The sequence below is a fragment of the Paenibacillus sp. 276b genome (assembly GCF_900107875.1).
Lineage (GTDB): Bacteria > Bacillota > Bacilli > Paenibacillales > Paenibacillaceae > Paenibacillus > Paenibacillus marchantiae.
In genome coordinates this window covers 15,768-40,933 of sequence record NZ_FNRR01000002.1, presented here as the reverse complement: position 1 = coordinate 40,933, position 25,166 = coordinate 15,768, and the positions used below count along the sequence as shown (strand labels likewise).

At 46.2% G+C, this 25,166-nt stretch carries 18 protein-coding genes, 1 pseudogene and 1 riboswitch; of the genes and pseudogenes, 4 read left to right on the top strand and 15 right to left on the bottom strand.

The features are described 5' to 3' along the window. Nucleotides 1–121: 121 nt before the first annotated feature. From BLV50_RS11040 to BLV50_RS11030, 3 genes are all read left to right on the top strand, one after another. Nucleotides 122–1,111 (top strand): quinone oxidoreductase family protein, encoded by a 990-nt coding sequence (locus tag BLV50_RS11040; RefSeq protein WP_079694978.1) that lies wholly within the window; start codon nt 122–124, stop codon nt 1,109–1,111. Between the two features lie 393 nt (nt 1,112–1,504). Continuing rightward, nucleotides 1,505–1,723 (top strand): hypothetical protein, encoded by a 219-nt coding sequence (locus tag BLV50_RS11035; RefSeq protein ID WP_256336496.1) that lies wholly within the window; start codon nt 1,505–1,507, stop codon nt 1,721–1,723. Nucleotides 1,724–1,827: 104 nt separating this feature from the next. Then, entirely contained in the window at nt 1,828–2,616 is a 789-nt protein-coding gene (locus BLV50_RS11030) for a formate/nitrite transporter family protein (protein WP_053784134.1), read from the top strand. 203 nt (nt 2,617–2,819) lie between these two features. Here the strand turns inward: BLV50_RS11030 and BLV50_RS11025 are convergent, their stop codons facing one another. From BLV50_RS11025 to fabF, 5 genes are all read right to left on the bottom strand, one after another. Next, a complete protein-coding gene (locus BLV50_RS11025; RefSeq protein WP_072735047.1) occupies nt 2,820–3,806 on the bottom strand; it encodes a WXG100 family type VII secretion target in 987 nt (328 codons plus the stop codon). A 51-nt stretch (nt 3,807–3,857) separates the two neighbouring features. Continuing rightward, complete coding sequence (locus BLV50_RS11020; protein ID WP_079694976.1) at nt 3,858–4,316, bottom strand: acetyltransferase; 459 nt, start codon at nt 4,314–4,316, stop codon at nt 3,858–3,860. 312 nt (nt 4,317–4,628) lie between these two features. Continuing rightward, nucleotides 4,629–9,614, bottom strand: coding sequence for a DUF4132 domain-containing protein (locus BLV50_RS11015; RefSeq protein WP_090807645.1), 4,986 nt, complete (start codon nt 9,612–9,614; stop codon nt 4,629–4,631). 23 nt (nt 9,615–9,637) lie between these two features. Next, complete coding sequence (locus BLV50_RS11010; RefSeq protein ID WP_090807643.1) at nt 9,638–10,057, bottom strand: hypothetical protein; 420 nt, start codon at nt 10,055–10,057, stop codon at nt 9,638–9,640. A gap of 307 nt (nt 10,058–10,364) precedes the next feature. Then, nucleotides 10,365–11,603 (bottom strand): beta-ketoacyl-ACP synthase II, encoded by a 1,239-nt coding sequence (gene fabF, locus BLV50_RS11005; RefSeq protein ID WP_090807641.1) that lies wholly within the window; start codon nt 11,601–11,603, stop codon nt 10,365–10,367. A gap of 142 nt (nt 11,604–11,745) precedes the next feature. On the opposite strand from fabF, the gene BLV50_RS11000 reads away from it, so the two are divergent. After that, the gene (locus BLV50_RS11000) at nt 11,746–12,609 is read left to right on the top strand and encodes a helix-turn-helix transcriptional regulator (RefSeq protein ID WP_090807640.1); all 864 of its coding nucleotides are present in this window, start codon (nt 11,746–11,748) and stop codon (nt 12,607–12,609) included. A gap of 125 nt (nt 12,610–12,734) precedes the next feature. Here BLV50_RS11000 and BLV50_RS10995 read toward each other — a convergent pair whose 3' ends face one another. The 10 genes and pseudogenes from BLV50_RS10995 to BLV50_RS10955 all read right to left on the bottom strand — a co-directional run bounded on the left by BLV50_RS10995 (nt 12,735) and on the right by BLV50_RS10955 (nt 24,998). Next, nucleotides 12,735–13,574, bottom strand: a complete 840-nt coding sequence (locus BLV50_RS10995) for a MetQ/NlpA family ABC transporter substrate-binding protein (RefSeq protein ID WP_090807638.1) — start codon at nt 13,572–13,574, stop codon at nt 12,735–12,737. Nucleotides 13,575–13,650: 76 nt separating this feature from the next. After that, complete coding sequence (locus BLV50_RS10990) at nt 13,651–14,322, bottom strand: methionine ABC transporter permease (RefSeq protein WP_090807636.1); 672 nt, start codon at nt 14,320–14,322, stop codon at nt 13,651–13,653. After that, nucleotides 14,309–15,127: a methionine ABC transporter ATP-binding protein gene (locus BLV50_RS10985; RefSeq protein WP_090807634.1), complete on the bottom strand. Its 819-nt coding sequence runs from the start codon at nt 15,125–15,127 to the stop codon at nt 14,309–14,311. Before BLV50_RS10985 ends, BLV50_RS10990 begins: the two co-directional genes overlap by 14 nt. Nucleotides 15,128–15,258: 131 nt before the next feature. Then, on the bottom strand, nt 15,259–17,541 hold the full coding sequence (locus BLV50_RS10980; protein WP_090807632.1) for an outer membrane protein assembly factor BamB family protein: 2,283 nt from the start codon (nt 17,539–17,541) through the stop codon (nt 15,259–15,261). 109 nt (nt 17,542–17,650) lie between these two features. Further along, entirely contained in the window at nt 17,651–18,445 is a 795-nt protein-coding gene (locus BLV50_RS10975; RefSeq protein ID WP_090807630.1) for an energy-coupling factor transporter transmembrane component T family protein, read from the bottom strand. Beyond that, a complete protein-coding gene (locus BLV50_RS10970; RefSeq protein WP_371129255.1) occupies nt 18,420–19,466 on the bottom strand; it encodes an ATP-binding cassette domain-containing protein in 1,047 nt (348 codons plus the stop codon). The genes BLV50_RS10975 and BLV50_RS10970 overlap by 26 nt, the downstream gene beginning before the upstream one ends. Before the next feature lie 21 nt (nt 19,467–19,487). Further along, nucleotides 19,488–19,838, bottom strand: a pseudogene (locus tag BLV50_RS33780) (ATP-binding cassette domain-containing protein); the annotation flags it as partial. Nucleotides 19,839–19,928: 90 nt separating this feature from the next. Next, complete coding sequence (locus tag BLV50_RS10965; RefSeq protein ID WP_063566052.1) at nt 19,929–20,522, bottom strand: ECF transporter S component; 594 nt, start codon at nt 20,520–20,522, stop codon at nt 19,929–19,931. Nucleotides 20,523–20,763: 241 nt separating this feature from the next. Further along, nucleotides 20,764–20,874, bottom strand: a riboswitch (TPP riboswitch). Nucleotides 20,875–21,193: 319 nt separating this feature from the next. Then, entirely contained in the window at nt 21,194–21,862 is a 669-nt protein-coding gene (locus tag BLV50_RS10960) for a pectate lyase (RefSeq protein ID WP_090807626.1), read from the bottom strand. Between the two features lie 325 nt (nt 21,863–22,187). After that, a complete protein-coding gene (locus tag BLV50_RS10955) occupies nt 22,188–24,998 on the bottom strand; it encodes an S-layer homology domain-containing protein (protein ID WP_090807624.1) in 2,811 nt (936 codons plus the stop codon). Nucleotides 24,999–25,166 lie beyond the last annotated feature (168 nt).

The following is a 25,166-nucleotide window of genomic DNA, read 5'->3' as shown; positions in this document are numbered from 1 at the left end:
TGTTATCTATTATCTGAATTGATACTGACATTCATTTTTGTTCATTTTACGTGAATCTGCCCCATCTGTACAATGAGGCTCAGTAGTGAAGTTTTTATATACACAAGGAGGAATTTTGAAAATGAAAGCTATTATACATTCCGGCCATAGCGGCCTTGAAGGTCTTCAATATACAGAGTCAACATCTCGAGCACCCGAAGCCGGTGAAGTACAGATCCAACTAAAATCTGCTGGAATTAATCATCGTGATCTGTTCATCATGGCAGGTCGTACATCCCAGGACACACCACTCATTCTTGGTTCCGATGGAGCAGGTGTAATCATAGCAATTGGAGATGATGTAGAGAACTTATTTGTAGGTGATGAGGTCATTATTCACCCTACTCTCGGTTGGGACCACGCTGTTGAAGTACCTATTGTGCCCGATATTGTAGGAGGCCCTACGGATGGAACTCTCGCACAATATATTACGCTGCCTGCTAGAAATGCCTTGCCCAAACCCTCTCATCTATCATGGGTGGAAGCAGGGGTGTTGTCCCTTTCGGCTTTGACAGCATACCGCGCCTTATTCACTCGTGGCGGACTTAAGCAGGGTGAACATATCCTCATTCCCGGTATTGGCGGCGGTGTAGCGACCTATGCCCTGCTCATGGCCGTAGCTGCGGGTGCCAAGGTAACCGTTACATCCAGAAGTGAAGCCAAGAGACATGAGGCCCTGCGTCTGGGCGCTTTCCAAGCTCTAGACAGTCATGCAGACTGGAGTCTGCAGAATGATCTTGATCCTGTTGACTTCATCTTGGATAGCATCGGACAAGCCATGTTCCCAAAATATTTTGATATAATCAGACCAGGTGGCCGTATCGTGATGTATGGCGCAAGCTCGGGAGATGATCTGGCTGTTCCAATCCGCTCGATCTTTTTCCCGCAAGTTAGCCTGATTGGCACCTCCATGGGCAGCCGTGAAGAGTTTATTCAGATGCTGCAATGGGTGGAGAAACATGATATACATCCTGTGATCGATGGTATATATCCGCTACAGGACACAGTGAAAGCATTCGAACGTATGGAAAAGGGAGAGCAGTTTGGCAATCTTGCTATACTCGTGGAGTGACATCTGGTTTTAGATGGACCTTCATTAATTAGGTAAAATCATTTTACGATAATGGGGTGAATCCATCTGACCCGTCTCGCTAAACGTACAGCAATTGTTCTTGTCGCGATTATACTTTTGGCCCAAATTCCGATGTTGAAAGCAACCTTTGCCCGCGGGGTAACTACGCTATATGTGAACATAAAGTACCCCGAACGATCCTTTCAATACAGGGATTTCATCTATAAATCTCATTTTGGAAGCTATCTCATTTCTTATGCTGATCAAAACGGACAACTCATTAGCCTGATGCTTGAGCCCAAATTTTTACCGGTGATCGTTACGTATGATCCATTGGATCAACCCATGAAAGACTAGTTTGTTCACTCTATGAATCATTCAGGAGGTATCGATATGTCTAACCATTTGCATTTGGTAGAAAGGGTTCGCAAGCTGATGAATGCCGAAGGAACCGAAGATGAACTGGATGAGATGCTAACCGAGTTAGAGCAAGAGATGCCTTACGCGGAGATCAGCAATCTGATTTTCTGGGATGATCGAGACCTGACACCCGAACAGATTGTGGAGGAGGCGCTAGCTGCTCGTCCAATCATTCTTCCGCCCAGCCCTTAGTTCTTATCCTATTAAATAAACATCACAAATCCAGGCCAACCCTCCCCAACTTCCATATTTTCGTTATAATGTAAACAAGACATCAGGAAAACGGGAGGAGAATTATGGAAACGGAAGGTTTACGCAACGTTGAGAAGTTGGCGCTGAAGAAACACAAGATTTACAAACAAAGCTTGATCAGGTACCTTGCACGCTCCATGCTCGCCAGCATGTTTATCGGGTTTGGCGTCATCGTGGCGTTCAAGACGGGTAACTTCTTTTATATGGAGGATTCCCCTTTTACATACCCTATGGCTGCCCTCACGTTCGGCGCGGCAATTATTCTGATTGCCTATGGTGGCGGTGATCTGTTCACTGGAAATACGTTTTACTACACTTATGCTGCCTTACGCAAAAAACTGAAATGGTTCGAAGTGGTGAAGCTGTGGATCGCGAGTTACAGTGGGAATCTGATGGGTGCAGCGGTATTTGCCCTGTTAATCTACCTGACGGGTCTGTTCGATTCATCTCAGGTGAATGGTTTTCTGCTGAGTGTCGTAGAGCACAAGATGGAGGCACCAGCCATGCAGCTCTTCTTCCGGGGCATTCTGTGTAACTGGCTCGTATGTTTGGCGTTCTTTGTGCCAATGTTCATGAAGGAGAATGGTGCGAAAATGTTCGCCATGATGCTCTTTGTCTTCTGTTTCTTCATCTCGGGATATGAGCACAGCGTCGCCAATATGTGTACGTTTGCGATTGCGCTGGTACTGAACCATCCAGGGACGATCTCATTCGGCGGGGTTATTCATAACCTGATTCCGGTCACGCTCGGCAATCTGGTGGGCGGCGTGCTGTTGATGGGCTTCATGTATTATGCGGTGAACAAACCGTTTCTGGACGAAGAGACACACTAATCTTTGGGCAAAAAAAGCCCCCTTACTGGCCCGGTCACCTGACCTTGGCTGGACGGTAAGCCAGACCACAAACACCCGCGCAACCTTTCCATCCTGTGATGAAGGTTGCGCGGGTGTTTGTTTATGGGCAGGTTCCCTATATATCTGCCCTCGGTTCTACCCGCCTTGTACCCGAATGGGGCTACAAGGCTTGGCTCCGTAGCTTAGTTATACTCACGCCACGGAATATATTCAATATCGTTGTCGCCACGCGTGACCACAATCATATTCTCGATTTTGCCTGTATCCTTGTTGGTTCGGTAGATCATCGTACGCGTCTCGCCTTCTTCCGGCACGGAGAACAGGAACTTGTCCGCAACAAAGGAGGAACCGAGCCCTGTCGCATGTTCTGTAAAGGCAGATCCGCTCTTGCTGGTCAACAGCAGGCCGATTCCATAAGCTGTAGCCGTTTGTGCTCCTTTGCCAAAGAGATGCTCCCCTTGACTGGTCGTATGGGTTTGTTCCCAATACTCGTATTTTTTCGTATCCTTGTTGTAATCCACGACGTTACCCTGTTTATCCAAGCTGATGCTGGTCGTTTCACCCTTGTCGCTTTTAACCTGATACGTACCTACAATCGAATCCTCGGTAATTTTCACCGTCTTGCCTGTGTTCGGATCGGTTTGATAGATTTCGTCCTCATATTGAAGCCGAATAACGTTCATGCTGGCCTGAAGCTGCTGCGCCAGTTTCTCGTCACCCATTTCCTCGGCTTTCTTCAACATTTCCTCATAGTTTTTGTAATCCTCGGCGTCCTTCTTATCCCAATCCTCCATATTCTCCGGAGGACCTGACGTTTTGCCCGAGCCATCACCTTTATGTTTACCGAGGGACGTAAGAGTCTGTGCCGCAGCCAAAGCCACCATAAGAGCCTTGTTCACAACATCTTCATCCGTGGTGCGGAAACGCTCGGCAATTTTCTTGAGTTCGGATTGGATGGACAAGACCAGCTCAAGAACAGACTTCATTGTTGCTTGGGCCGTTGCATAATCGTTATAAAAGCGCTCCCGCTCCATTCCGTCCCAATTGCTGCGCATGACACGGATCTGGCTATCCAATGTGGACATAAACTCCGACAATTGCTGATGTGCCTGGGCGAATTGCCCACTGACTGTATCCAGTTGTTCCGGTGTTACCTTAATCTGTGTCATCCTGCACGCTCCTCTTCGTCATATTCCTCCTATTTCGTGGTCCACCGTTCTTTATCTTGCAGCCTGATCTGCCTTGATCTCCAGATGCAGCAGCGGAAACGGATTACCGGAACCATCCAACTCGGAACGACCCATTTGTACAAATCCCATTTTCTCGTAGAATCGGGCTGCTCCAGCATTCTGCTCATTGACATCCACCTTGAGGTGACGACCTTTGATGTTAAGGGTATGGTTGATCAGAAGACGCCCCAGGCCCTGCCCGTGCTGACTGACATCTACAAACAACATCTCAATAAAGTTATCATCCAAACCGATAAAACCAACGGGTTCATTGCCAGCATCCAGCGCTTCCCATACCTCGACTTGCCTTTGCTGCAACACGTCGCTCACTACTTTTTTATAGAACTGGATGTGATGCTCTTCTAAAAACGTATGTGTTGCCCGAACGGCTCTCTCCCAAATCTCGACCAACTTGTCATGATCCTGTTCACGATATGAAGTGATTAACATGTCCAACGTATTCTCCTTTTCCTAGAAAACAATTATGTAAACATCCGATCCTGCGATTGGACTTGGTTAATACATGAAATTTTATATAACTCTATTTATATTTTACCATGCCCAATACTCAATCTGTACCCACCATTACCAATCTTGAGCCAAATTTTACTGCTATTTAAGGATTCCTTACCAAAAAAACAGAAAATAAAAGGCAGCTAAAGTCACCTTGACCCTGGTGCTCTAGCTGCCTGATATTCGATAAGTTCACTCGGCATCGTCAATCTAATGCCGCTTGGCTGCAGCATCATTCAACATTACTAATCAATGCTGCAATTGTGCAAGGATTTGCGGATCCTTGATCTTCTTGTCTTCAGCCAATAACATCACTTTGGATAAGATTTCAGCCGTTCTCGGATCTTCATCAAGGAATGGCAGGAATATTCTGCCTCGATGCTGACTGTGCACAGGAACGATATGAAGCGCGCCCGTCGCCTGTTTGAACACATTGCCGCTGCCAAGATGAACAGCATACTCGCCCAGTTCACCATCAATTCGAGCGTAATTTCCATCGAGACGTACGTTATCGACCTTCAACAGACGCAGTGACTCATTCACAATCACATGACGCATCTCAATCGTGGTCAAGCTGGCTTCCGGATCTATTCCGCCAACATGTGCAACGCTAACCACCAAATCAATTTCACGCATGACTTCCGAGAAGAAGACCGGCGGTACATCCTTCAACGCAACAGGTTTATACGTTTTTCGATCATAGAACTGCACCGTCTCCAGAGTAGGCGCTTCTGTATCTGCGGGTGAGAACCAGTCTGCCATGGCATAGAGATTGGCAATCAGATTATGCTCATAGCTTACCTTTTGCAGTCCTTCCTCATAGCTGACTGTCCATTGACGTCCTTTAAGCAGAGCAACTGCTTTTTTCGGCTGAATCTGATAACCTGCATACCGACGGGATACCGTTCCATTAGCCAGCTCATCCTCATTTGGAAGATAGAGTTCACGGAACACCTGCTTGAATGGCTGACGTTCCTGACGGTTGAACAGATCCCGTTGGAATTCACTCCAGCTTCCACTCTGGAACAGATGCAATGGATGGGCAATCAGTAGGCGATCATGTGCCGCCAAGGTTTGTATCGTGCTTGTCGAATCATCCGAAGCCGGAGTAACCAACCCACCGGACGTTACATCGAATCTTCCAAGCTTGTCATCTGCTTGGAACACAAGCGTGCGAACCAGTGGACGAAGAACCGGATTCTGCAGTAGACTTGAAACTTCCTCACTCGTAAAGGATGTTCCTGCCGTCATGGAACGCTCCAATTCCTGTCTTGCCCGGCGATACTGATCAACCAGATCTGTTTTTAATTCCTTCAATTCGGTGATGTATCCATCTTTCTTGAACCGAGCAGGTACAGATTTGAGTGTTTTGCCTTTGCTTACGATGAGTAGTTCCGGCTGGCCTTCTTCATCAATGACCAATTGGGCTGTAGTAGCCTCATCCAGTTCATGCGGCTCAAAATAGGATTTCATCTCATCCAGCTTGCGAGCTTCCATATCCCACATCAGCCGGGTAACATCGGCATATCCTGCATTACGGGCAAGGTTGCCCAGCGCTATCTGGGATACCAGACCTTCACTGGCACGGCGCTGTGCACCAAACTGTTTGCTCTGCATCAGAAACTTCTGAATGAAGTCGTACCGCTCACGCAGGTCCTGTTCCCGTTCTTCTGCAAATGGAATCAGGCTGTAGGTCAACAAATGATCTTTATTACGCTTATCTTCCACGGACTGACGCATATCTTCAAGTTTCAGTTTCCCAAGTGCCGCATCCGCGAACAACTGTGATCTGCGGTGATTGGCTCCCCCGGAGATATATTTGGCACAATCGTACAACAGACTGAACCGTTCCTCACCGACGGCTTCATATGCCTCCTCGAACCAGGCGATATCAAATGCACCTTCGTTAAAGTCCTGAGGTGAAATTGGAGAATAATGCGCCACAATGGTTTCCTTTTCAGCAGTGAACCGTTCATTGATATGAGCATGGAAGTACCAGGCTGCACTGCGCAGTCCTTCCCATCCGAGATGCTTCGCAACAATCTCCATCCATTGCGGTGCGTACATTGCGGCTTCCAGGAGCTTCTTCTCCTGGATGGGATGCTTCGCCAGCAATTGTCCCAACAGTACTTCGTCCTCTCCATCACGTGGATGGCAAACCTGGATCAGATGGCTGAACGTTTCTTTACGTGTCGTATTGTCACCGTAGCTGTAGATATATCCACGGACAAAGGTATCCTGATCCATGGCTGCAACGAGATGCACCCAATGCTCCATACCTTCAATGCGTTCAAGCTTCATGGCCAGCGTACTTACTTCTGTTGAGAGCTCTCCTCGGGTTAACTCAATCTCCAAAATTCGTTCAACAACTGTTCTTCGCAGTTCTGCCAATACCGGTTTCTCCGTAATCCAGTCGGACCGGCTTGATGTCAATTCCCGAATAAACTGGGCACGAGAATCTCCCACAAGCAGCTGCTTGTAGACTTCCTGTGCATCAATGAAGTCCAATTCATAAGCACGCAGGTAATCGTCCAGAGTGAGGAAGGAGCCTCGGTTACTTTCCTTATTTAATCGGTCGAATTGGCTTATCGTCTGGAAGTATCGCATGAAACTCTCATCGTCATATACACGATCCCGGACAATATAGAACCATGGACCAGACAAGAGAGCAAGTATGCCCGATTCCTTTTCCATTTGTTCCTCAGGCATCATTTTCATCAACGCATACAATGTCCGCTCAGCGATTTCAAATGTATCTGACTTATCACTGTCCTCATAAACGGCCTCAATCAGCGTTTTCACCTGATCTGTGTAACGAAGCTCACTGACCATCTTTTTCATGTCCTGGATATACTGAACCGGATAGACCTCTTCGGCAAATTCCTTGCGCCATCCTTCCAGCAGCCAGTGTTTCTCCAATTCACTATATTCGTATATGTTGGAATAGTAACGGTAATAACTATCCAGCTTCTTGTTCAGATCCTCCAAACGAATCACAAACAAAATTTGCAGCAGTTCTTTACTATCCAGACCACTCTTCTGAACATATTCTCCCCATATGTTATGGAGAGGGAACTGCTCCAATAATGCTATATCTTGCCGCTGATCATAAGGAATGAAGACCATGGCACGCAATGTCGCACCTACAAGCAAGGTTTCTTTGTAACCGGCATAATATTCTGCCTCATATTCATGGTCTCTGTGCTCATGTAACAACGCATCCAAACCATCAAGAAACTGCTTCGCTTTTTCCAGGGAAAGGGTAAACATGTCCTTCGGCTTGAAGCTGCCGAGATCACGTTCTTCCTGAAGCAATGGATTTTCCCATGAAGGATCATACAAACCGAATCCATTAGCCGCCGTATACCTGCTGCTCTGCTCTGTAAGCTTGTCCAGCAGCTTCTGCTCCTTGGCTGTTGGTGTCTTGATTAACGCTATGATTGGCTGCATCTGCTCCTGCTGCTCCATGCGTTGTGAATCTGCGGAGATCTCGGTCAACAGTTCCAGCGCACCCAATCGTTGCAATTCAGTTTTGGATTGTACAAGTCGTTTCAGGGATACCATCAGCTGATCGGTTGGCTGAAGCAGTAACACCTGAATGGTCTTCTGACGCAAAGATCCCGTTTTCAGTTTGAGCAACGCCTCCATTTGCAGCATCTCTTCGAGCGTAAGCGTCAGCAGCTTGGCTTTGAGCAGAGCATTCTCACGATTGTTCATGCTCTTATCCGACAGACTATCAAAAATAAACTGTCTTTGTACTTCGTTCTCGGGATGATGGACAAATTGGGACAACAATTCTCCTCGCAAATCCGGGCTTAGTTTGTCCTTGAGTGCAATGACCTCGCCAATCCATTCCGGGTCCATGTCATACGCAGCAAGGTACAGCATTTTTTTCACTACATCATCCGGATCGATCCGATATTGAACAAATTCAAGAACACCGGATGGTCCACCTGTCCCTCCCTGCGGAATGTAGGCCAGCATTTGTTTAAACAGATCAAAGTCACGACGACGCACGGCTTTATCTCCAAAAACAGGCAGGGGCCAGACGTGAACACTACGTTGATTCTCCCCATTTTCAAAGCTCCAGTTAAACATGTACATGGCATCATAATTCTCAATCACCCAATGCAGCAACTCCAGATCCTGTACTTCAAGATACTGACGTGCCATGTTTAAGCGCAGCCCTCTGTTCTGACTGTTAGCAAGTACGTATTGTGCAACAATCTGCTGATATACTTGCCCGTGATCCATGATTTGGATGACTTTTCGCTCCAATTCATTCTCTTCGATGACTGCGGTTGCCCAAAGACTAATGAATAATTGGTTTGCATTGGCACTTTGCTGCCATTCCTCTCGCACCGCAGAATCAGTCAATGCTTGATGCGCTTGTGTAATTAATTGCGCAGCAACACGCTGATTAGCCGCTTCAATTCCAATACCTGTCCATACGGCGAGCGCTCTCACCACTGAACTGAACCGAATCAGGTTGTTGTCGATGATTATTTTTAATATGTATATATACGCCTCAAGCGTTCCTTCATCCATCCGTTCTACAATGCTCTGGCGCAACCCCTCCTGCAGTCTGGCTGCTACCAGCAATTCTCCAACCATCTGGTAAGCATCCACCTGATCGCTCATAAAGATACCTTTGATCATTTCAGTGGTCAGCAATGCATTCTGATTGTCGCCATAGATAATATCATGCAGCGCCTGCTTCATATCGCCGGTTTCATGATCCAGTTCATAGGCAATGCAATCCGGTATAACGGCTCTAACCTCATGAAGATAATCAAACTTGTACTCCCGCATGGATACATATTCGTTCAGAGAGAAGCCATGCATCTCCATACGGAATAAGGCAATCATTTTACGAAGAACCTGTCCAATATGCTGCTCGGGATCGGTTGTACGAAATGGTCTGCGCTCATAATGTTTGCTATAAGGAAAATTCACGGCACGTTCTGCAATGTAACGGAATCGAGGCAGGAAGGATCCACTGACCAGTTGCTCCAGCACATCCAGCAATGGACGGAACAATGGCGTTTTCGTCTCAGCGGACATACCTTGCAATTGCTGCACTGCATCCAAATAGGCCTTTTCGTCTTCGCGCAAATAGGTGAATCCAGCCATCTCTGCAACATAGCCTGCGAGTTCTTGCTCCACACCCTTCAGCGATTTCACTTTTTCCTGCAACTCTTGTTGATACTGTTGAACTTTATCTTCCTGATTCATTCCATTCTCCTCCTCATCACTCTCTACCACATACGTCCGGCAAGCATTGTAAAGCGGATAAACACCACATTATCGTCTTCCTGTATAATCAACGGCTCATCCAATGCCTGCAACTCTTCATCATTGAGAAACACCTTAAATAATCCATCTTCATATGCGGTTACAGCTGTATCCATGGCGCCTTCTACATCGGGAACCCCTTCGTTATATATCGTGCCAAAGCCTACTTTTCCTGCTGCTCCCTGCTCTTGAATGTCCTCGGGCATCAGGTAGGCAAGCCATTCTGCTTCATTCTTCTTGTCCTGAAGAACCTTGAGCTGTTGAGCCACCATGTTCTTAATAAGCTGTCTCAACGTATCGGTTGTTTCCGGAAGTTCGGCAGCCTGTTTGGCAAGTGCCGGCTTGCGTTTACCCAGACTTTTCACCGTAATCCATACATTCACTGCTTACCCTCCTATGTATAGCTTTATGTTATAAGAAGCCTCTATCAGCCCTTATATCTATACCACCATGGAAAACGGACCAAACTTAAACTTCGGCCTATTTCGTTATCCATTCAATTATGCGTACATATGTGCCCCTATTGAACATTTTAACGAATATCCCGACCATATTCATGGGCCATTTCTCATGTTTACATGCAACCAGCGAACTAATGGCCTATATTGCACTTTCGCAGTCGGAACAGTCTTCCCACAGCAAATAAAAAGAGAACAGTGCGCCTTTGGGCAGTCACTGCTCTCTGTAAGTTTACGATGAATATTTCTGCAAAATAATGACCGCATTATGACCACCGAAGCCAAATGAGTTGGACATGCCAATCTTCAGGTCAGCTTCTCTTGCAACATTGGGGACATAATCGAGATCACATTCCGGATCGCTCTGCTCTTGATTGATTGTCGGTGGAATGATGCCGCTACGCAAGCTTTGAATGAGCGATATAGCTTCCGCACCACCAGCCGCCCCCAGCATATGTCCGGTCATCGATTTGTTTGCTGTTACCGGAATATGATAGGCTTCCGCACCAAACAGCTGCTTGATTGCTCGTGTCTCGGAAAGATCACCCGCTTCCGTACTGGTAGCATGAGCATTAATGACATCAATGTCTTGCGGCTGAAGCTGTGCATCCGCCAGAGCGGCTTTCATGGCCAAGTATGCACCACGTCCTTCGGGATGGGTTGCTACCATATGATACGCGTCTGAACTGGCACCATAACCTACGATCTCTGCAAGGATGTTTGCACCTCTCGCAAGGGCGTGGGACAAAGACTCTACAACCAAGACCCCGGCACCCTCAGCCATGACAAAACCATCTCTGCCTGCATCAAATGGTCGACTCGCTCCTTCGTACGCTTCGTTTCGTGTAGATAGCGCCGTCGCATTGCCGAAGCTTGCCAGTGATACTTCGGTGACAGCTGCCTCCGTCCCTCCAGCAAAAATCACATCTGCTCCACCGTGACGGATCAGCCGGAAAGCCTCACCTATGGCGGTGTTGCCGATCGAACAGGCTGTCACTGGCGAGAGAGTAGGTCCCCAACAGCCAAATCTCATGCTCACCATAGCCGCCGCCATATTGGATATCATCATGGGCACCAGTGTTGGACTGACTCTTGCAGGCCCGCGTTCAGACAGGAGTTTGCCTTGTTCCATCAGGGTCTGGATTCCGCCGATGCCGGAACCGATATACACGCCAACGCGCTCCCTGTCCACATGCTCCATCTCGAGACCGGAGTCAGATAAAGCCTGATCTGCTGCCGCAACAGCAAATTGCACGAACCGGTCCATACGCCGTGCTTCCTTCCGTCCAAACCGTTCTTCTCCGTCAAAATCACGGACCATCCCTGCTATCTTCGTTTTATAGGACGTTGTATCAAACGCTTCAATTGGCGAAACTCCTGATTTGCCTTCCACCAATCCATTCCAAAATGTATGCGCATCATTCCCCAAAGGAGAGATAATCCCCATTCCTGTAATAACAACACGCTCCATAATGCATCCTCCTTTAGTGCTCTTTCCATACTTGTTTAGTTAAGTTATGCACTTATATTGCCATTCGTATTATCCTATTACAAGTTGTCAATTATAATAGTATAATGACTACTATGATAAACTCAGGAACGAAGGTGATGGAATGAACCATGATGTCAGGCTGCAGGCACTGTCCGCTTTTCTGAAAAGCCAGCGTTCCAAAATCTCTCCGGAATCCGTCGGATTACCCGCGGGCTCCCGGCGAAGAACGCCTGGATTAAGAAGAGAAGAAGTATCCCAATTGGCAGGTGTGAGCACAACATGGTACACCTGGCTTGAACAGGGCCGAGATATTCAGGTATCTCATTCCGTATTGGATAACATCGCCTCAGCTCTCAGGCTGACAGCAGATGAACGGAAGTATTTGTTTTCCCTTGGCTTGGATTACCATTCGGAACTTCATATCCTGGATGAGAAGCCACTCCAAGTTCATCCCTCTTTGCAGAAAATATTGCAGGAACTTCGCAATTGTCCCACAATCATCTCAGACCGACGCTGTCACATTGTGGGCTGGAATGACGCAGCACGGCATGTGTTTATGGACTTTGAACAGATTCCGGCTGAACAGCGGAACATGATCAGCTTGTTGTTTGAACGAAAGGAATTTCGGAGGCTGGCCGTCAATTGGGAGGATTTTGTCAGCGGATTCCTAGCTATTTTCCGTGCTTATTACGGTCAATATGTCGATGATGAATGGTACAACTTGTTTTTGGATGACATGATGGACAGATATCCTGATTTTCAACCCCTTTGGAAACAAAGCAGTGTTAGCAGCGCCCCGGATGTGTTGATTGAATTCAGACATTCCAGAGCTGGCAAAATGCTTTTTGATCTTACCTCACTCCAGGTTCAGGGAAATGCCGATTTGCGGTGCAGCATCTACACACCTGCAACAGACACGGCTACAGAGCGGAAACTGATTCGCCTCATGGAACCAAAGGTAGAACACGACTCTGACAAAAGCTGATGTTGCTTTTTCTTCTTTACTCCGTAATACAAGTTAACAAAAAAAGACCCAGGCGATGAGGCCTGGGTCTTCATGTTTGTCTTGAACCTATCTGTACAATCATTTCAGTTGCAGATTAACGGATGTTATTTAAAAGCCGGGATCGCAATATCTGCATACTTCTCTTCAAAGAAGGTTTTCACTTCAGGACCCGCCATACGCTTCGCCAGCTTCTGAATGGCTTCCGAATCTTTGTTATCTTCCCGGGCAACCAAGGTAATGGCAAAATGGGAATCATCCTTCTCAGTGAACAGCGCATCCTTCTTCGGTGTAAGTCCAAGCGGACTCGCATAGGCTGGCGTCATGGCAACCAGATCCGCATCATCCAACATACGGGCCAACATCAACAGATCCACTTCTTTGAACTTGAAGTTCTTCGTGTTTTCCGTGATGTCTGCTTGCGTTGCATTAAAACCGACGCCTTCTTTCAGCTTGATCAGGCCGTTCTGTTCCATCATCACCAGCGAGCGTCCAATGTTGGACGGATCGTTTGCAATCGCTACCGTTGCACCTTCAGGCAATTCTTCAATGGACTTAACCTTTTTGGAATATGCTCCGTAGATGGCATTGTAGATCGGTTGAACAGCCACCAAGTTAGCGTTATTTGCTTCATTGTACTGATTCATGTAAGGTACGTGCTGGAAGAAGTTTGCGTCTACTTCCTTGTTCGCCAGTGCAGTATTCGGTTGAACATTATCGGAAAGTACCACAACTTCCAGATTAACACCATCTTCTTTCAGCAATGGCTTCACAATATCCAGCACATCCGTCATTGGCGGAATCAAAGTAGCTACTTTCAACGTTACTTCTTGTCCGGCTTGAGTGCCTTCCTTATTTCCTTCCGCCGCAGGTGTTTCTTCTTTTTTACCGCATCCGGCTGCTACGAGCGTCACTGCCAGCAGCATGAGCATTAGTTTTGCTTTCATCTGATATAAACCCCTTCATCATGTAATCTGTATTGTTCATGCTGTAATTCAATCTTTCTGCACTGCTTGTCCTTCTTCAGGATCTGCGATCGAGCCAGCGGGACAGTCTGCTGCCAGTAAATTGGATCATCTGTACCAGGATAATCATAATGATAATCGTAAATACCATGATCTCCGTCTCGAATCGCTGATAACCGTAACGAATCGCAAAATCACCAACACCGCCACCACCGACAATACCCATGACCGTAGAGTAAGAGATAAAGCTGATGCTTGCCGTTGTTAAGCCGAGTACAAGACTTGAGCGGGCCTCCACATACAGGAATTTCACCACAAGCTGTATGGTCGATGCACCCATGGAAGAAGCAGCTTCAACCACACCCTTCGGGACATCAAGCAAAGCCTGTTCTACCAGTCTGGCGTAATACGCAATGGCGATGACCGAGAGCGGCACGGTTGCTGCGAGCGTCCCGATGGATGTTCCAACGATCAGACGTGTGAACGGAATCATAAATACGACTAGCAGCAGAAACGGGAAGGAACGAATGATGTTGACGAGACTTCCCAAAATCGTGAACAGAGGTCGATTCTGATAACGTTGCCCTCTTCTGAACAGATACAGCAGTGTACCCAGAGGCAACCCGATTAACACGGCTGCCGTGATGGAGATCCCCACCATGACAAACGTCTCTCCGATGGCCTGCCAAATTTCATGCTGATACTTCACAACGGACTCAGGTATCATCATTATGGTCCTCCTGATCGCCATGAAGAGAGGTATTTCGTCCGCTCATGGATACATCTTCGCCCATCAACAAGGATGTTAGAAGATCAGGCTTCGGTGCCGGTATGCTGCGTACTTCCGCTTCCGACAGCGTTTTGATGATCCGTCCCTCTTTCATCACCGATATCCGGTTGCAGAGCTTTCGGGCAACCTCCATCTCATGTGTAACGAGTACAATAGTTACACCCAGCGTTTCATTGACATGACGCAGCACATCCAGAATTCCATTCGTGGTCTGCGGATCAAGCGAAGATGTTGGTTCATCACAGAGCAGCACATCCGGGCGGCTGGCAAGTGCTCTGGCGATGGCAACACGTTGCTTTTGCCCTCCGCTTAGCTGTGCAGGATACTGGTTGGCCTTATCTTCAAGTCCGACAAATCTCAATACCTCAAGTCCTCGTGCAACCCGCTCGGTCCGGGAGACGCCCGCAAGTTCCAGAGGCATACAGACATTGCCACTTACGGTCCGATTGCTGACCAGATTGAAGTGCTGAAAAATCATGCCAATGGACCTCCGTACCTGACGCAGACTCGGCTCACTCATCCGGGTCAAATGCTGCCCATTCACAATGACTTCGCCGTCATCAGGCTTCTCCAATCCATTGAGCATACGCAGAAGTGTGGATTTCCCTGCACCACTAGAGCCGATAATGCCGTGGATCTCTCCCTGGCCTACTTCCAGGGAAACCGAGCTTAATGCTTCGAATCCCTGATCTTCACGGGACCCACGCTCGTTATAACGCTTGCTTACCCCGTATAATGAAATCATGGGAGATTCCTCCTGCGATTGATCGTACATGGTCCTTCAAGAACACATGAAGAAAGCCCGCACAGCCGATAACCGGAGCGCGAGCAATCCTGTTTATTCATAATAAATCATCATTCGACATGAAACAAGCTTTAAGGTGAGATATCTGTGTGCAAATCATTAGCATCATATATACTAAACCGTCCGTTGGATGACCCAATATAGACTTCATTTCCAAGCCGGTTCATGGTTCCATTCTTCGCATCCCGATCACGATGTTCCGGGCTTCCCATCACAACGTCATGCACACGACCAAGCAAAGAACCGTCATGTTTGTTCATCACCAGAAGATCCTCACCCATCGGCAGCAAAAGCTGATCTTCAATCACCACGTAACTCCCCTGATTGGTAGGGTATTGAAAGGCAGCAATCGTGTTTTGTGCAGTCCAGCGGGTCTCCCCTGTATCATAGGCAAGGGCTGCCGGATAGCCGTTCTTGATTACATATAATTGATCGCCCTCCACAAGTGCGCGTTCGATCTTGTTATTCTGCGTCCAACGTTTTGTGCCGCTTTTGGCATCGTACAGAGTGGTTGTGAAATCCTCGTATTCACCATACATTTCCCCGTTGTTGTTCTCTCGAATGAGCACCATGCCGTCATTCAGCACCTCAATTTGCTGTCCAACCCGGGCCGGAAATTGTGCAAGCTTCTGTCCGTTGTTCAGATCAACCAGCACCCACTGGTCATCCAGCAGCATCCAGCGTTCTGGCTGTGCGGGCACAAACGGATCGATACGAGCAATTCCGTCAAAATAAGGATTCCGTTCGGGATGCTCTATCGTTGACTTCCCTGCTGCAATGCTCCACACGGTGCGGCCTGATCGCGGATCAGCTGCAATCAGTTTATCCTTTTCCCAATACATGACATAAGGATCTTCCGCGCTCTTATTCAATAATTCATAACCGGTCGTCAGTTTTCGCTTCCATAATGTTTTTCCGTTTGCACTGTCCAGCACCGTTAACCAGCTATTGCTTGAGCCTTCAACAACCGCGCTGTCCACAATGACGACATTCTTCGCTGCCGTGATCCCATTCAATCTGAAATTTTGCTTGGGGATATACTCCCACTCGACCTTTCCGTTCTTCAAGCCCAGATGGCGTATACGATCCACGTATTTTTTCTTGTCAGGGTCATAATCGGTGTAGATGGTAACGTATTGGCGTCCCGCATCCACCTCTGCCTGCTGTCTTCCAAACCCACCATTGATCGCCCATAATTTCTGGCCGGAATGTCGGTCAAGAGCATATATGGAACCTTCGTAATATCCACCGCTAAATCCACCGTCATCCCCTTTCATCAGGAGCACATCCTCCGTTGCTGCTTGTAGAAAGGTGTAATTAATATCCCCCTGATTGGTCCATACCGATTTCCAGGGTAAGGTGGCAGGCAGCATTGTGCCATAGATTTTAGTCGTGAACTGATATTCATCTGAACCACCAAATTCCCAATTAGACACTACACCGTTTCGATCGTCCTGGGGTATATTCCAGCGCGTACGAACCAGCCTGCCGTTCTTGTTAAATATCACGAGAAAATGAGCATCTGCTCGTTCGTACCGCCAGGTCTTTCCTATGCTCATGGCATAACCCGTATCGTTTAAATTGCCGGAATGCTCTTGCCAATCCGGTTCGCCAAGCCACTGCGCCACCTGTTTTGAGGTCGTTTTTGAATTCAGCAAAATATCTATCAAATGACGTATAGTGGACGTGGGCATCGCCAATTGTCTACTGAACCAGCCATCCGCTACCTTGGTATGCTGTGCTACATCCTGTGCCTTAACCCAAAGCAATGCTGGACGATAAGTGGACGATTCCTTGTTCCAGACGCGCGGGGCAATGGACACGCCATACCAGTCCTTCGTCGCTGCAACAATGAACGCCTGCTCTTTCAGGAATGCCCCTGAAGACCATGTTGCCTGACTTCCGGGAAACAGGTACAGCTTGCTGCCCGATTGAAGCTTGAACGTTTGTGGAATGGATTTCGTCAGGCTTCGGCTTTCTTTGGAGGTATACCAGCCAGGTATCCAGAATTCAGTGTAATCGCTACCTTTTAGTTTGACCCATTCCCCGCGAACAGCGTCGATTTGCAAGCTCCCTTGAGCGGAGCTATACCCGTCTATGTCCATCCGATCAGGGGAAACACTGCTCTCGACCACTTGGCTGTAAATAGGTACTCCCTTTGCAACTGTGACCTTATCCCCCTTTTTATAATTAAGCTTCACCGATAGCACTTGCGTTACTGAACCCGAACCTTGCCCCTCCAGCGCCCTGGCATGGTTGTACAACAGCAGTCCCCCCGTAACCAGCACAACTAAGACACCAGCAGCGATATTCCATGGGTAGCCCGTCCATTGCCTTTTACGCCCCGTCTTCACGTCAGTCCACTCCAATCATTTGAAGTTATTTCCATTTAAGACGTTTTGAACTAGGAAAAGTTACTGTTACTCCCAAATATATTTACAAGGTACGAAATAATTACAGGTCTCACCTTACATCCAATAGGGTTGAATTATAAGGGAATGTGGTTCCCAATATATAAGCAGCCGTTAACATGATGATAAAATACCCCATAAACCATACATCCGCTCGGGAATACCCGATCTGAATGTAATAGGTCCGGCTCCCGCCTTCCTTGAATCCTTTTGCTTCCATCGCCACCGCCATACGTTGCGCACGGCGAATACTCTGGGCAAGTAGTGGAATTGCATATCGTTTCAGTATGCCGTATACATTCCAGCGGGAACCATGCTGCCTCGTTCCCCGAATGCGGATGGCATAACGCAGCGTCTGGAATTCATCCAGCAAAATCGGAATCATACGCATAGCCGCCAGAAAACTATAGGCATACTTGGGTGGGAGCCTCCACTGCTGCATGAGGGAATAAAAGAGACGGACAGGCTTGGTCGTCAGACCGAACAACAATCCAGCTGCCGCCATACTTAGAGAACGAAATCCTAGGTGCAACCCGCGGTAGAAGCTCTCTTCGGTAATATGAATTAATCCCCACTGAAACCAGGTGGTCTCCCCTTTACCAAACATGATCATACCTGTGGAAGTTGATATAAATACCAGAATGAACGGAGATGCATACAGCAATAATCTGGGCCATGCGTGACCTGTCCAGCCAAGCAGTAAAAGCATGACAACTGCTACATTAGCCATTACATTCAGATTGTGAACAAGGATGACGAAGATAAACAGCAATGTCAGGAAAATCATTTTCAACCCCGGATTCACCGCGTGAAGCCAAGTCTCACGATGAGGAAACGAGAGCTGCATCCGTTAACCTCCCCTCATGCACCGTCCAGATCCGGGTGCAATAACGCTTCACGATTTCACGGTCATGTGTAACCATCACAATGGCGGTCCCTTCACGTCGCAGCCGTTCCAGCTGTGATAACATGGCAAAAGTATTCCGCGCATCCTGTCCAAAGGTAGGTTCATCCAGTAACAAAATACGCTGTTCCCGTACCAGAGCTGATGCTACACTCAGTCGTCGTTTCTGTCCCATCGACAATTGGTATGGATGCCTACCGGACAGCTCACTCAGTCCGAATTGCTCCAGCATATTATCGGTTTTGATACCTCTTTCTTCGGCAGTTAACTTGCCGCTCAGCAAGGAGAATCCCACTTCATCCCGGACTGTATTGGTCACGAATTGAAATTCAGGATTCTGGAATACAAAGGCAATGTGATCTGCAAGCTGCTCGGTTTTTCCGGCCGATTGTCCTTCCACAACATAATGACCTGTCGTTTTTAGAATATTCATCATGGATAGCAATAACGAACTTTTACCTGCCCCGTTAGCCCCGACAATCCCCACCCAATCTCCGTGCCATACCTTGGCCTGTTCCACCTGAATGAAAGGTGTTTTTCCGCGCCATCCGGTGAATTGCTGCATTTCCAGGGCTGGTTGGGGCTGCGCAGAAGCTCGCTCCTCCTTGTTATCCATACTTTCAGTTTCTGTTGCCCCATAACGAATAAACTCTCCTGTGACCAACGTCTGTGCTTTCGTCTGCCCTCGCTCTTCCCAAACTCCTGGATACCAGATTCCGTATTCCCTGAGCATATTCCGCTCATCTGTAAACACCTGATTCGCCGGGCCATCTGCCACAATCTTTCCTTCAGGCGACAATACGATGATTCGGTCTACCCACTCGACGATTTCATTAATTTTATGTTCTACGATAATGAGTGTTTTGTCCTGTGCAATCTGTTTCACCGTTTCCCATACTTGAGAGGTTCCTTCATCATCCAGCAGTGCCGTTGGTTCATCCAAAAAGAGTACGTCTGGCTCCATGGCCAGAATCGAAGCCATCGCAAGACGCTGCTTCATGCCCTGTGACATGGATTGAATGAGTGTTCGATTATGTTCAAAGCATAACCCCACCTGTTCCAGATATCGATGAATAAGAGCAGACATCTGCTCGCGTGGAATATTCCGGTTTTCCAGTACAAAAGCAATCTCTTCATCCGTATACGACATACAGAACTGGGTATCCGGATCTTGAAAAACAATGCCGGGCTGCTCAGGAACCTGAATATCATCACATTTCATCGGAATCTCCACAGATCGCGGAATCAGACCACTCAGAATTTGCAACAAGGTTGATTTGCCAGAGCCGCTTGGTCCAAGCAACAATACTTTCTCCCCTTGACGCACAGAGAGAGACAAGCCTTGGAACACCAAGGCCTTCTCTCCCGGGAACTTGCATCTTAGATTCGTAACACCTACCGCTTGCACATTCTCCACTTCATTCATCTAGTCCAGCGCCTCATAATCCTGCTTCGACACCGGTCTAAGGGATCGTGTTACACCTGTAAGCTCCAGCGCTTTGGCGAGATAATAGGTGAATACACCCGCAATCAGAATACTTCCAATGAAGCGGAATCCGATAAACAGCGTGTAGTTCCAAGCTGTGAGGGAATCAATGTACCCATACTGATAATCGAGTACAAGCGAAGCCGCTGCTGCACCAATAGCCGCAAGGCAGGTAACGAACAGATTGCTTTTCCGATACAGAAATGCGGCGAAGAAGATCTCTGCACCCAGCCCTTGCAGCAGCCCATACACCAGTGTCGACATGCCCCACTCACTACCTAGAAAAGCACTCACCGTTGATGCCGCAACTTCGGCCAGAATGGCTACACCCGGCTTGCGAATAATTACAAAGGCAAAGGTGCCCGCCATGAACCACATGCCGTAAATCATCTGCTCCGCATGAACGCCGAATGGCTTCATCAGATCATATGTAGGTCCCCATATTTTGTAGATCACCCCAAAGACTACCGCAATCACAATTGTTACCAAAATATCGGTTAACTTCAATCTGTTGCTGCCTACTGCTGTTGACATGTTCTCTACTTCCTTCCTCTGTTTCCCTAGATTTATAAAAAAAACAATAAAACAAACAAAAAAAGCCTCCCCGGTTCACAGGCAGGCCATACGCACAGTTTACAATTCTCACGATGCAACGCATTAGGCAGATATAGAGAAAGAAGAAAACAAACGACACCATCCCCGTCACATCAGAGAAATCCCGTTGCAACCAAGAAACGCTGACATTTATGTTCTATCCCTTATCACTTACCATTGCTCATCGCAAATTCATGTTCTCTACGCTGGCATTACCCAGATCAGATATACGGTCAGCAGCACAAGGCCGCTCTCTCAGCCCAACTTCATTGAGCACCCGGTTCACTTATTTCATTGCTTCTACTGTACAACACATGGGTATTTGTGACAATCCCGATAAGAAAAAATCAGTTTAAACTAGAAGAAAGAGTGATTAACTATATGTCTCATTTATGCGTCATATACCTCTGCTTCAAGAAATAACGTCTCTGTAATTCGTTACATCTCAGAAAGGTGCAAATGAGAGCGAATAACGTGTGCCAGGCTCATTAGACCAAGATAACGCGAACAAGGGATGTCCCCGTCATATTCATGACTTATAGGACATCCCCTTTAATTGTTATGCTTCATATCCTTTAGAGGAAAATTATTGAGAACCGGTATGCTCTGTTTTAATATTGTGTATTCCCGGATTGACTTGTTTTGCCCGATGCAAAGCCTTTAAACAAGGTCGGTACTTTGGAGTAACGGGTATTTGTAATTTTCCCTTGCGATGTACTGCTGTCCGTACGCATAATGGAATCTTTGACATTGGAAATGTCCGAGTTGTCTAGCGTCATGTTCACGGCGAAGGTTGTTCCGCCATTCTGACGTACCAGCTTGCCAATATCGTCTGCACGGAAATTTTTAATGTTAATCGTTCCGGCTGCATTCATTTGAAATACTTTATCATAGGCCTTGTAAGCTGCACCACCAGTGATGTTAACCGTTCCGGCTGATTTCAGAGTCAGAGCGTCCTCACCGACATCCTCCCAAATCACATTTGATATCGTGCAGTTACCATAACAATGAACACCGTCAGCTGCAGGTGAACCGATAATCACATTTTTGAGCGTGGCGCCTGCCTCCAACCGAAATACCGGCTTCTGATCTTCCGCTTGAGATCCATCTCCCAGGGTGGAAGGGTTGGCTACATACGTTTGGCCTTTGCCATCAAAAGTTTCTCCCTTGGCTACAATAATCGTTGAGTTTACAACAGTAGGTGCAGCAAAAGCCGGAATTGCACCTAATAATGAAGCGACCAGACCCGCAGACAGCAGCAACGTCAACACTTTTTTCATAATTTAAATCCTCCCTTATTCTGATGAATTGGCGTACAAGCATAAGCTTGTCCTCAAGGAACCGATCAGAGGTGCACCTCTGGCTCGGAACCTACCCTGATCCTACCAAAAAAGGGATGTTACGATAATAATCATTAGCTTAGATATAGAAACGACAGCAGTATGCCTGTGTTCTCGGCATTTTTTGCATCGTACTCCATTGTGTAATGTGCCGATCTCAACTTCGGGTATGCTGTATTTGTATCTGTAAATCAAAAGTACTATAACAAAAAAAAGAAACCCCTAATCTATAAAAGACAGGGTTTCTCTACAATCTGTAAGATTCCTATAGTTCTTCCTCAATATTATTATTCGTTGATTGAAGTGTGTAAAGTGGGGTCATGTCTGTGAATTCATTCACGGTTTCAAAAGTAACTGTTCCAGTCTCCGAAACAACCATTTTGAAGACAACCCAGTATCTTTCGCTTCCGCTTCCTTCAGAAACGATAAACTCTGCACTTGGTGTGGCCACCGCCCCATTGAATACTTCAATTTTAGCACCAGAACTCTTAATTGTACTTACTCCTGAGTAATGATGTACATAGAAAGTATACGTGCCTGGAAGAAGATGACGAATTGTTGTTGTTTCTGGTCCATAGGACGTGACATCATCCAAGTCCAAATCAACTAAAACTTCTCCGTCGTAATAGTATTTCTTGTCACCATAATACGTATGGAAAATGTCACCCGAACCTCCAGGACCGATAAGATGGGAGTCCAAATCAACCGGATCTTTACCCCAAGTTAAAACGATACGTGTTTCATCTTGAGTAGGAATCTCAATAGCGGTTTGATTCTCATTTCTGTTTTCCACATTTAAAGCCGATACACCAATTAAAAATGTTTTAATATATTTTGTATTTCCTCCGCCCAGTTCACCTGTATATATGCCAGGGGGAAGATAAATCTTATAATTTCCATAGGAGTCTGTCGTTACTGATCCTACAATTTCGCCAGATTTGTTATCCAGACCTTTTCTGAAATCAATTTGTAGATTTGCAACTGCACTCCCAGCAACATCCTTAATGTGGCCACCGAAACCCGTAAGCTTGATTGCTCCACTTTGACTTCCTGCAAAAAAAGTCTTATTTACATCGGACTCTACAGTCAGATATAGAGTAGATCCATAACTGTTAACAGGTTCAAAAGTAAATTCTCCATTAGCATACTGCAGATTATTTAGACGCTTTTCTGATCCATTTAAATATGCTGTAACTATGAAATTATCTGAACTCAGATCGCTAACATCAATACCTTCTGAAAACTCTAGTTTTGCACTTCCATTTGTGACATGGATTGCTTTAAGAGTCGGATAAGTTTCCTCTTCATTGTATACAGCCACCGTTACAGGAACATTGATTACAAATTCACCATATGTTGCTTTTACTTGCGTTGTACCATTGCTCTTCGCCTGAATTTTGCCTGAGTTAACAACAACAATGGAGTTATTCTCTACATCCCATTTCGCAATGGTTGTAATATCTTTGAATGATGTGTCAGTGATTCCAGTGAAAACGATCTGACGTGTTGAATCTATTGCAGATAATTCTACTGCCTCAGGAGAATAAACGACCTGAGTCACTGTCGGATCTGCTACAATATTGGGCGACTGACTGAGTCGACTAAAGTCAATACCATCTACATTAACTAAAGCCGAATTTAGTATCCCTTGTCCAGAAAACTCGACTATTGCGTTTAAAATCGCTCTGTTCACTACAGCCCCTTGTCCAATTTTGAACGTAGAATTCAGTGCCTGTTCAAACACTTCAAGATTACCAATCATAGAGTTATCACCAAATTCTACCGAAACTTGTTCGGCATGAACCAGAATAGAATCAAAACTTCCGTTGAGTCTTACAGATGCATTATGCGGAACTGATTCTGCTAATTCTATCGGCCCAACGTTACCGGTTGAATTATTATCTATTATCGCCCCGGATTTGATTTCGATTTGTTGAACTTCACTCCCACCCTCAAGAACCAAACGGATGCTTCCGTCTGCTTTGTTGACGATGACTGTTGCAAGAACTGAGTTAATAGCGTGAATGCTGTTAGGTCCTCCACCTTGAAGCTCGGTAGTTCCTGTAACACTTACATTATCAAGGATCACATCACCGTTCCCAACGGATTCAAGCACTTTCAAACTACCATTTATTTTAGTATTTTTTAATACAACATCTTGAGAACTAATTGTCACATTCCCAGTTACTTCACCAAGAGTATAGGTACCTGGAGCTTTGATATTATTGGAGACTTGTTCCCCACCTCCAGTATTTCCACCATTACTATTATCGTTACCCTTACCACCGGAAGTGCTTCCACTATTTCCTTTATTACTACTATCAGATGGCTTTGAGATTTCTGGTTTTGCTTCTTCAGTTCCTTCCTCCGTTTTGGTAGGAGCCATGTACTCATCATATGTAGACTTATTCATTACAAACTCATAAGCGAGCCTTGCCAACGCCTGTCGATCTGCAACACCTGAAGGGTTAAATTTCACCGCTCCATCTTTTTGCACCAACCCTTTGATGAAACCCGATTGATAAGCCATAGATACTGATTCTTTCGCCCAGTTAGATACTTGATCTAGATCAGACAACTGAGGTTTGGAAGATTGACTCATTACACTTTGTTGTTCCCAACCAAAAGCTCTGACAAAAAATACTGCTAATTCTTCTCTTGTAACACTTTTATTAGGTGAAAAACTTTCTTTTGATGTACCTTGAGCAATTCCAGATTTGACAAGTGCACCGATATATCCGGCATACCATAAATCCTTATTAACATCTTTAAATTGGGTTGCTTCCGAAGCATCGGGCTTCAAATTGAGTGCACCAACCATGATTTTGGCTAATTGAGCTCTTGTTACGGACTGAGAGGGTTTGAATGTATCATCTGCATATCCTGTAATTATCCCTTGTTCCACTAATTTTGAAATCTCCGTTTTGGCATACGATTTATCAATATCAGTAAGAGCATTTTTAGACTTATCAATTTCTGCAGATACAGATAAGCTCATCGATAACATAGAGACAACCAGCGAAGTAGAAAGCATTAGTGATACTTTTCGATTAAAATTTTTCCATTTTGAATTCAAAATTAAAACACACTCCTCAATAGGCTTCTGGTAGGTAAAATATTAAAATATGAATCTTTAGAACTAAAACACCTCCTTATCAATAGGATAATAATACCATGTAAATTTATAAAAACAAGATTATTAATCTATCATTTTACAAAAAAGTTGTTTTACTGCATTCATTTA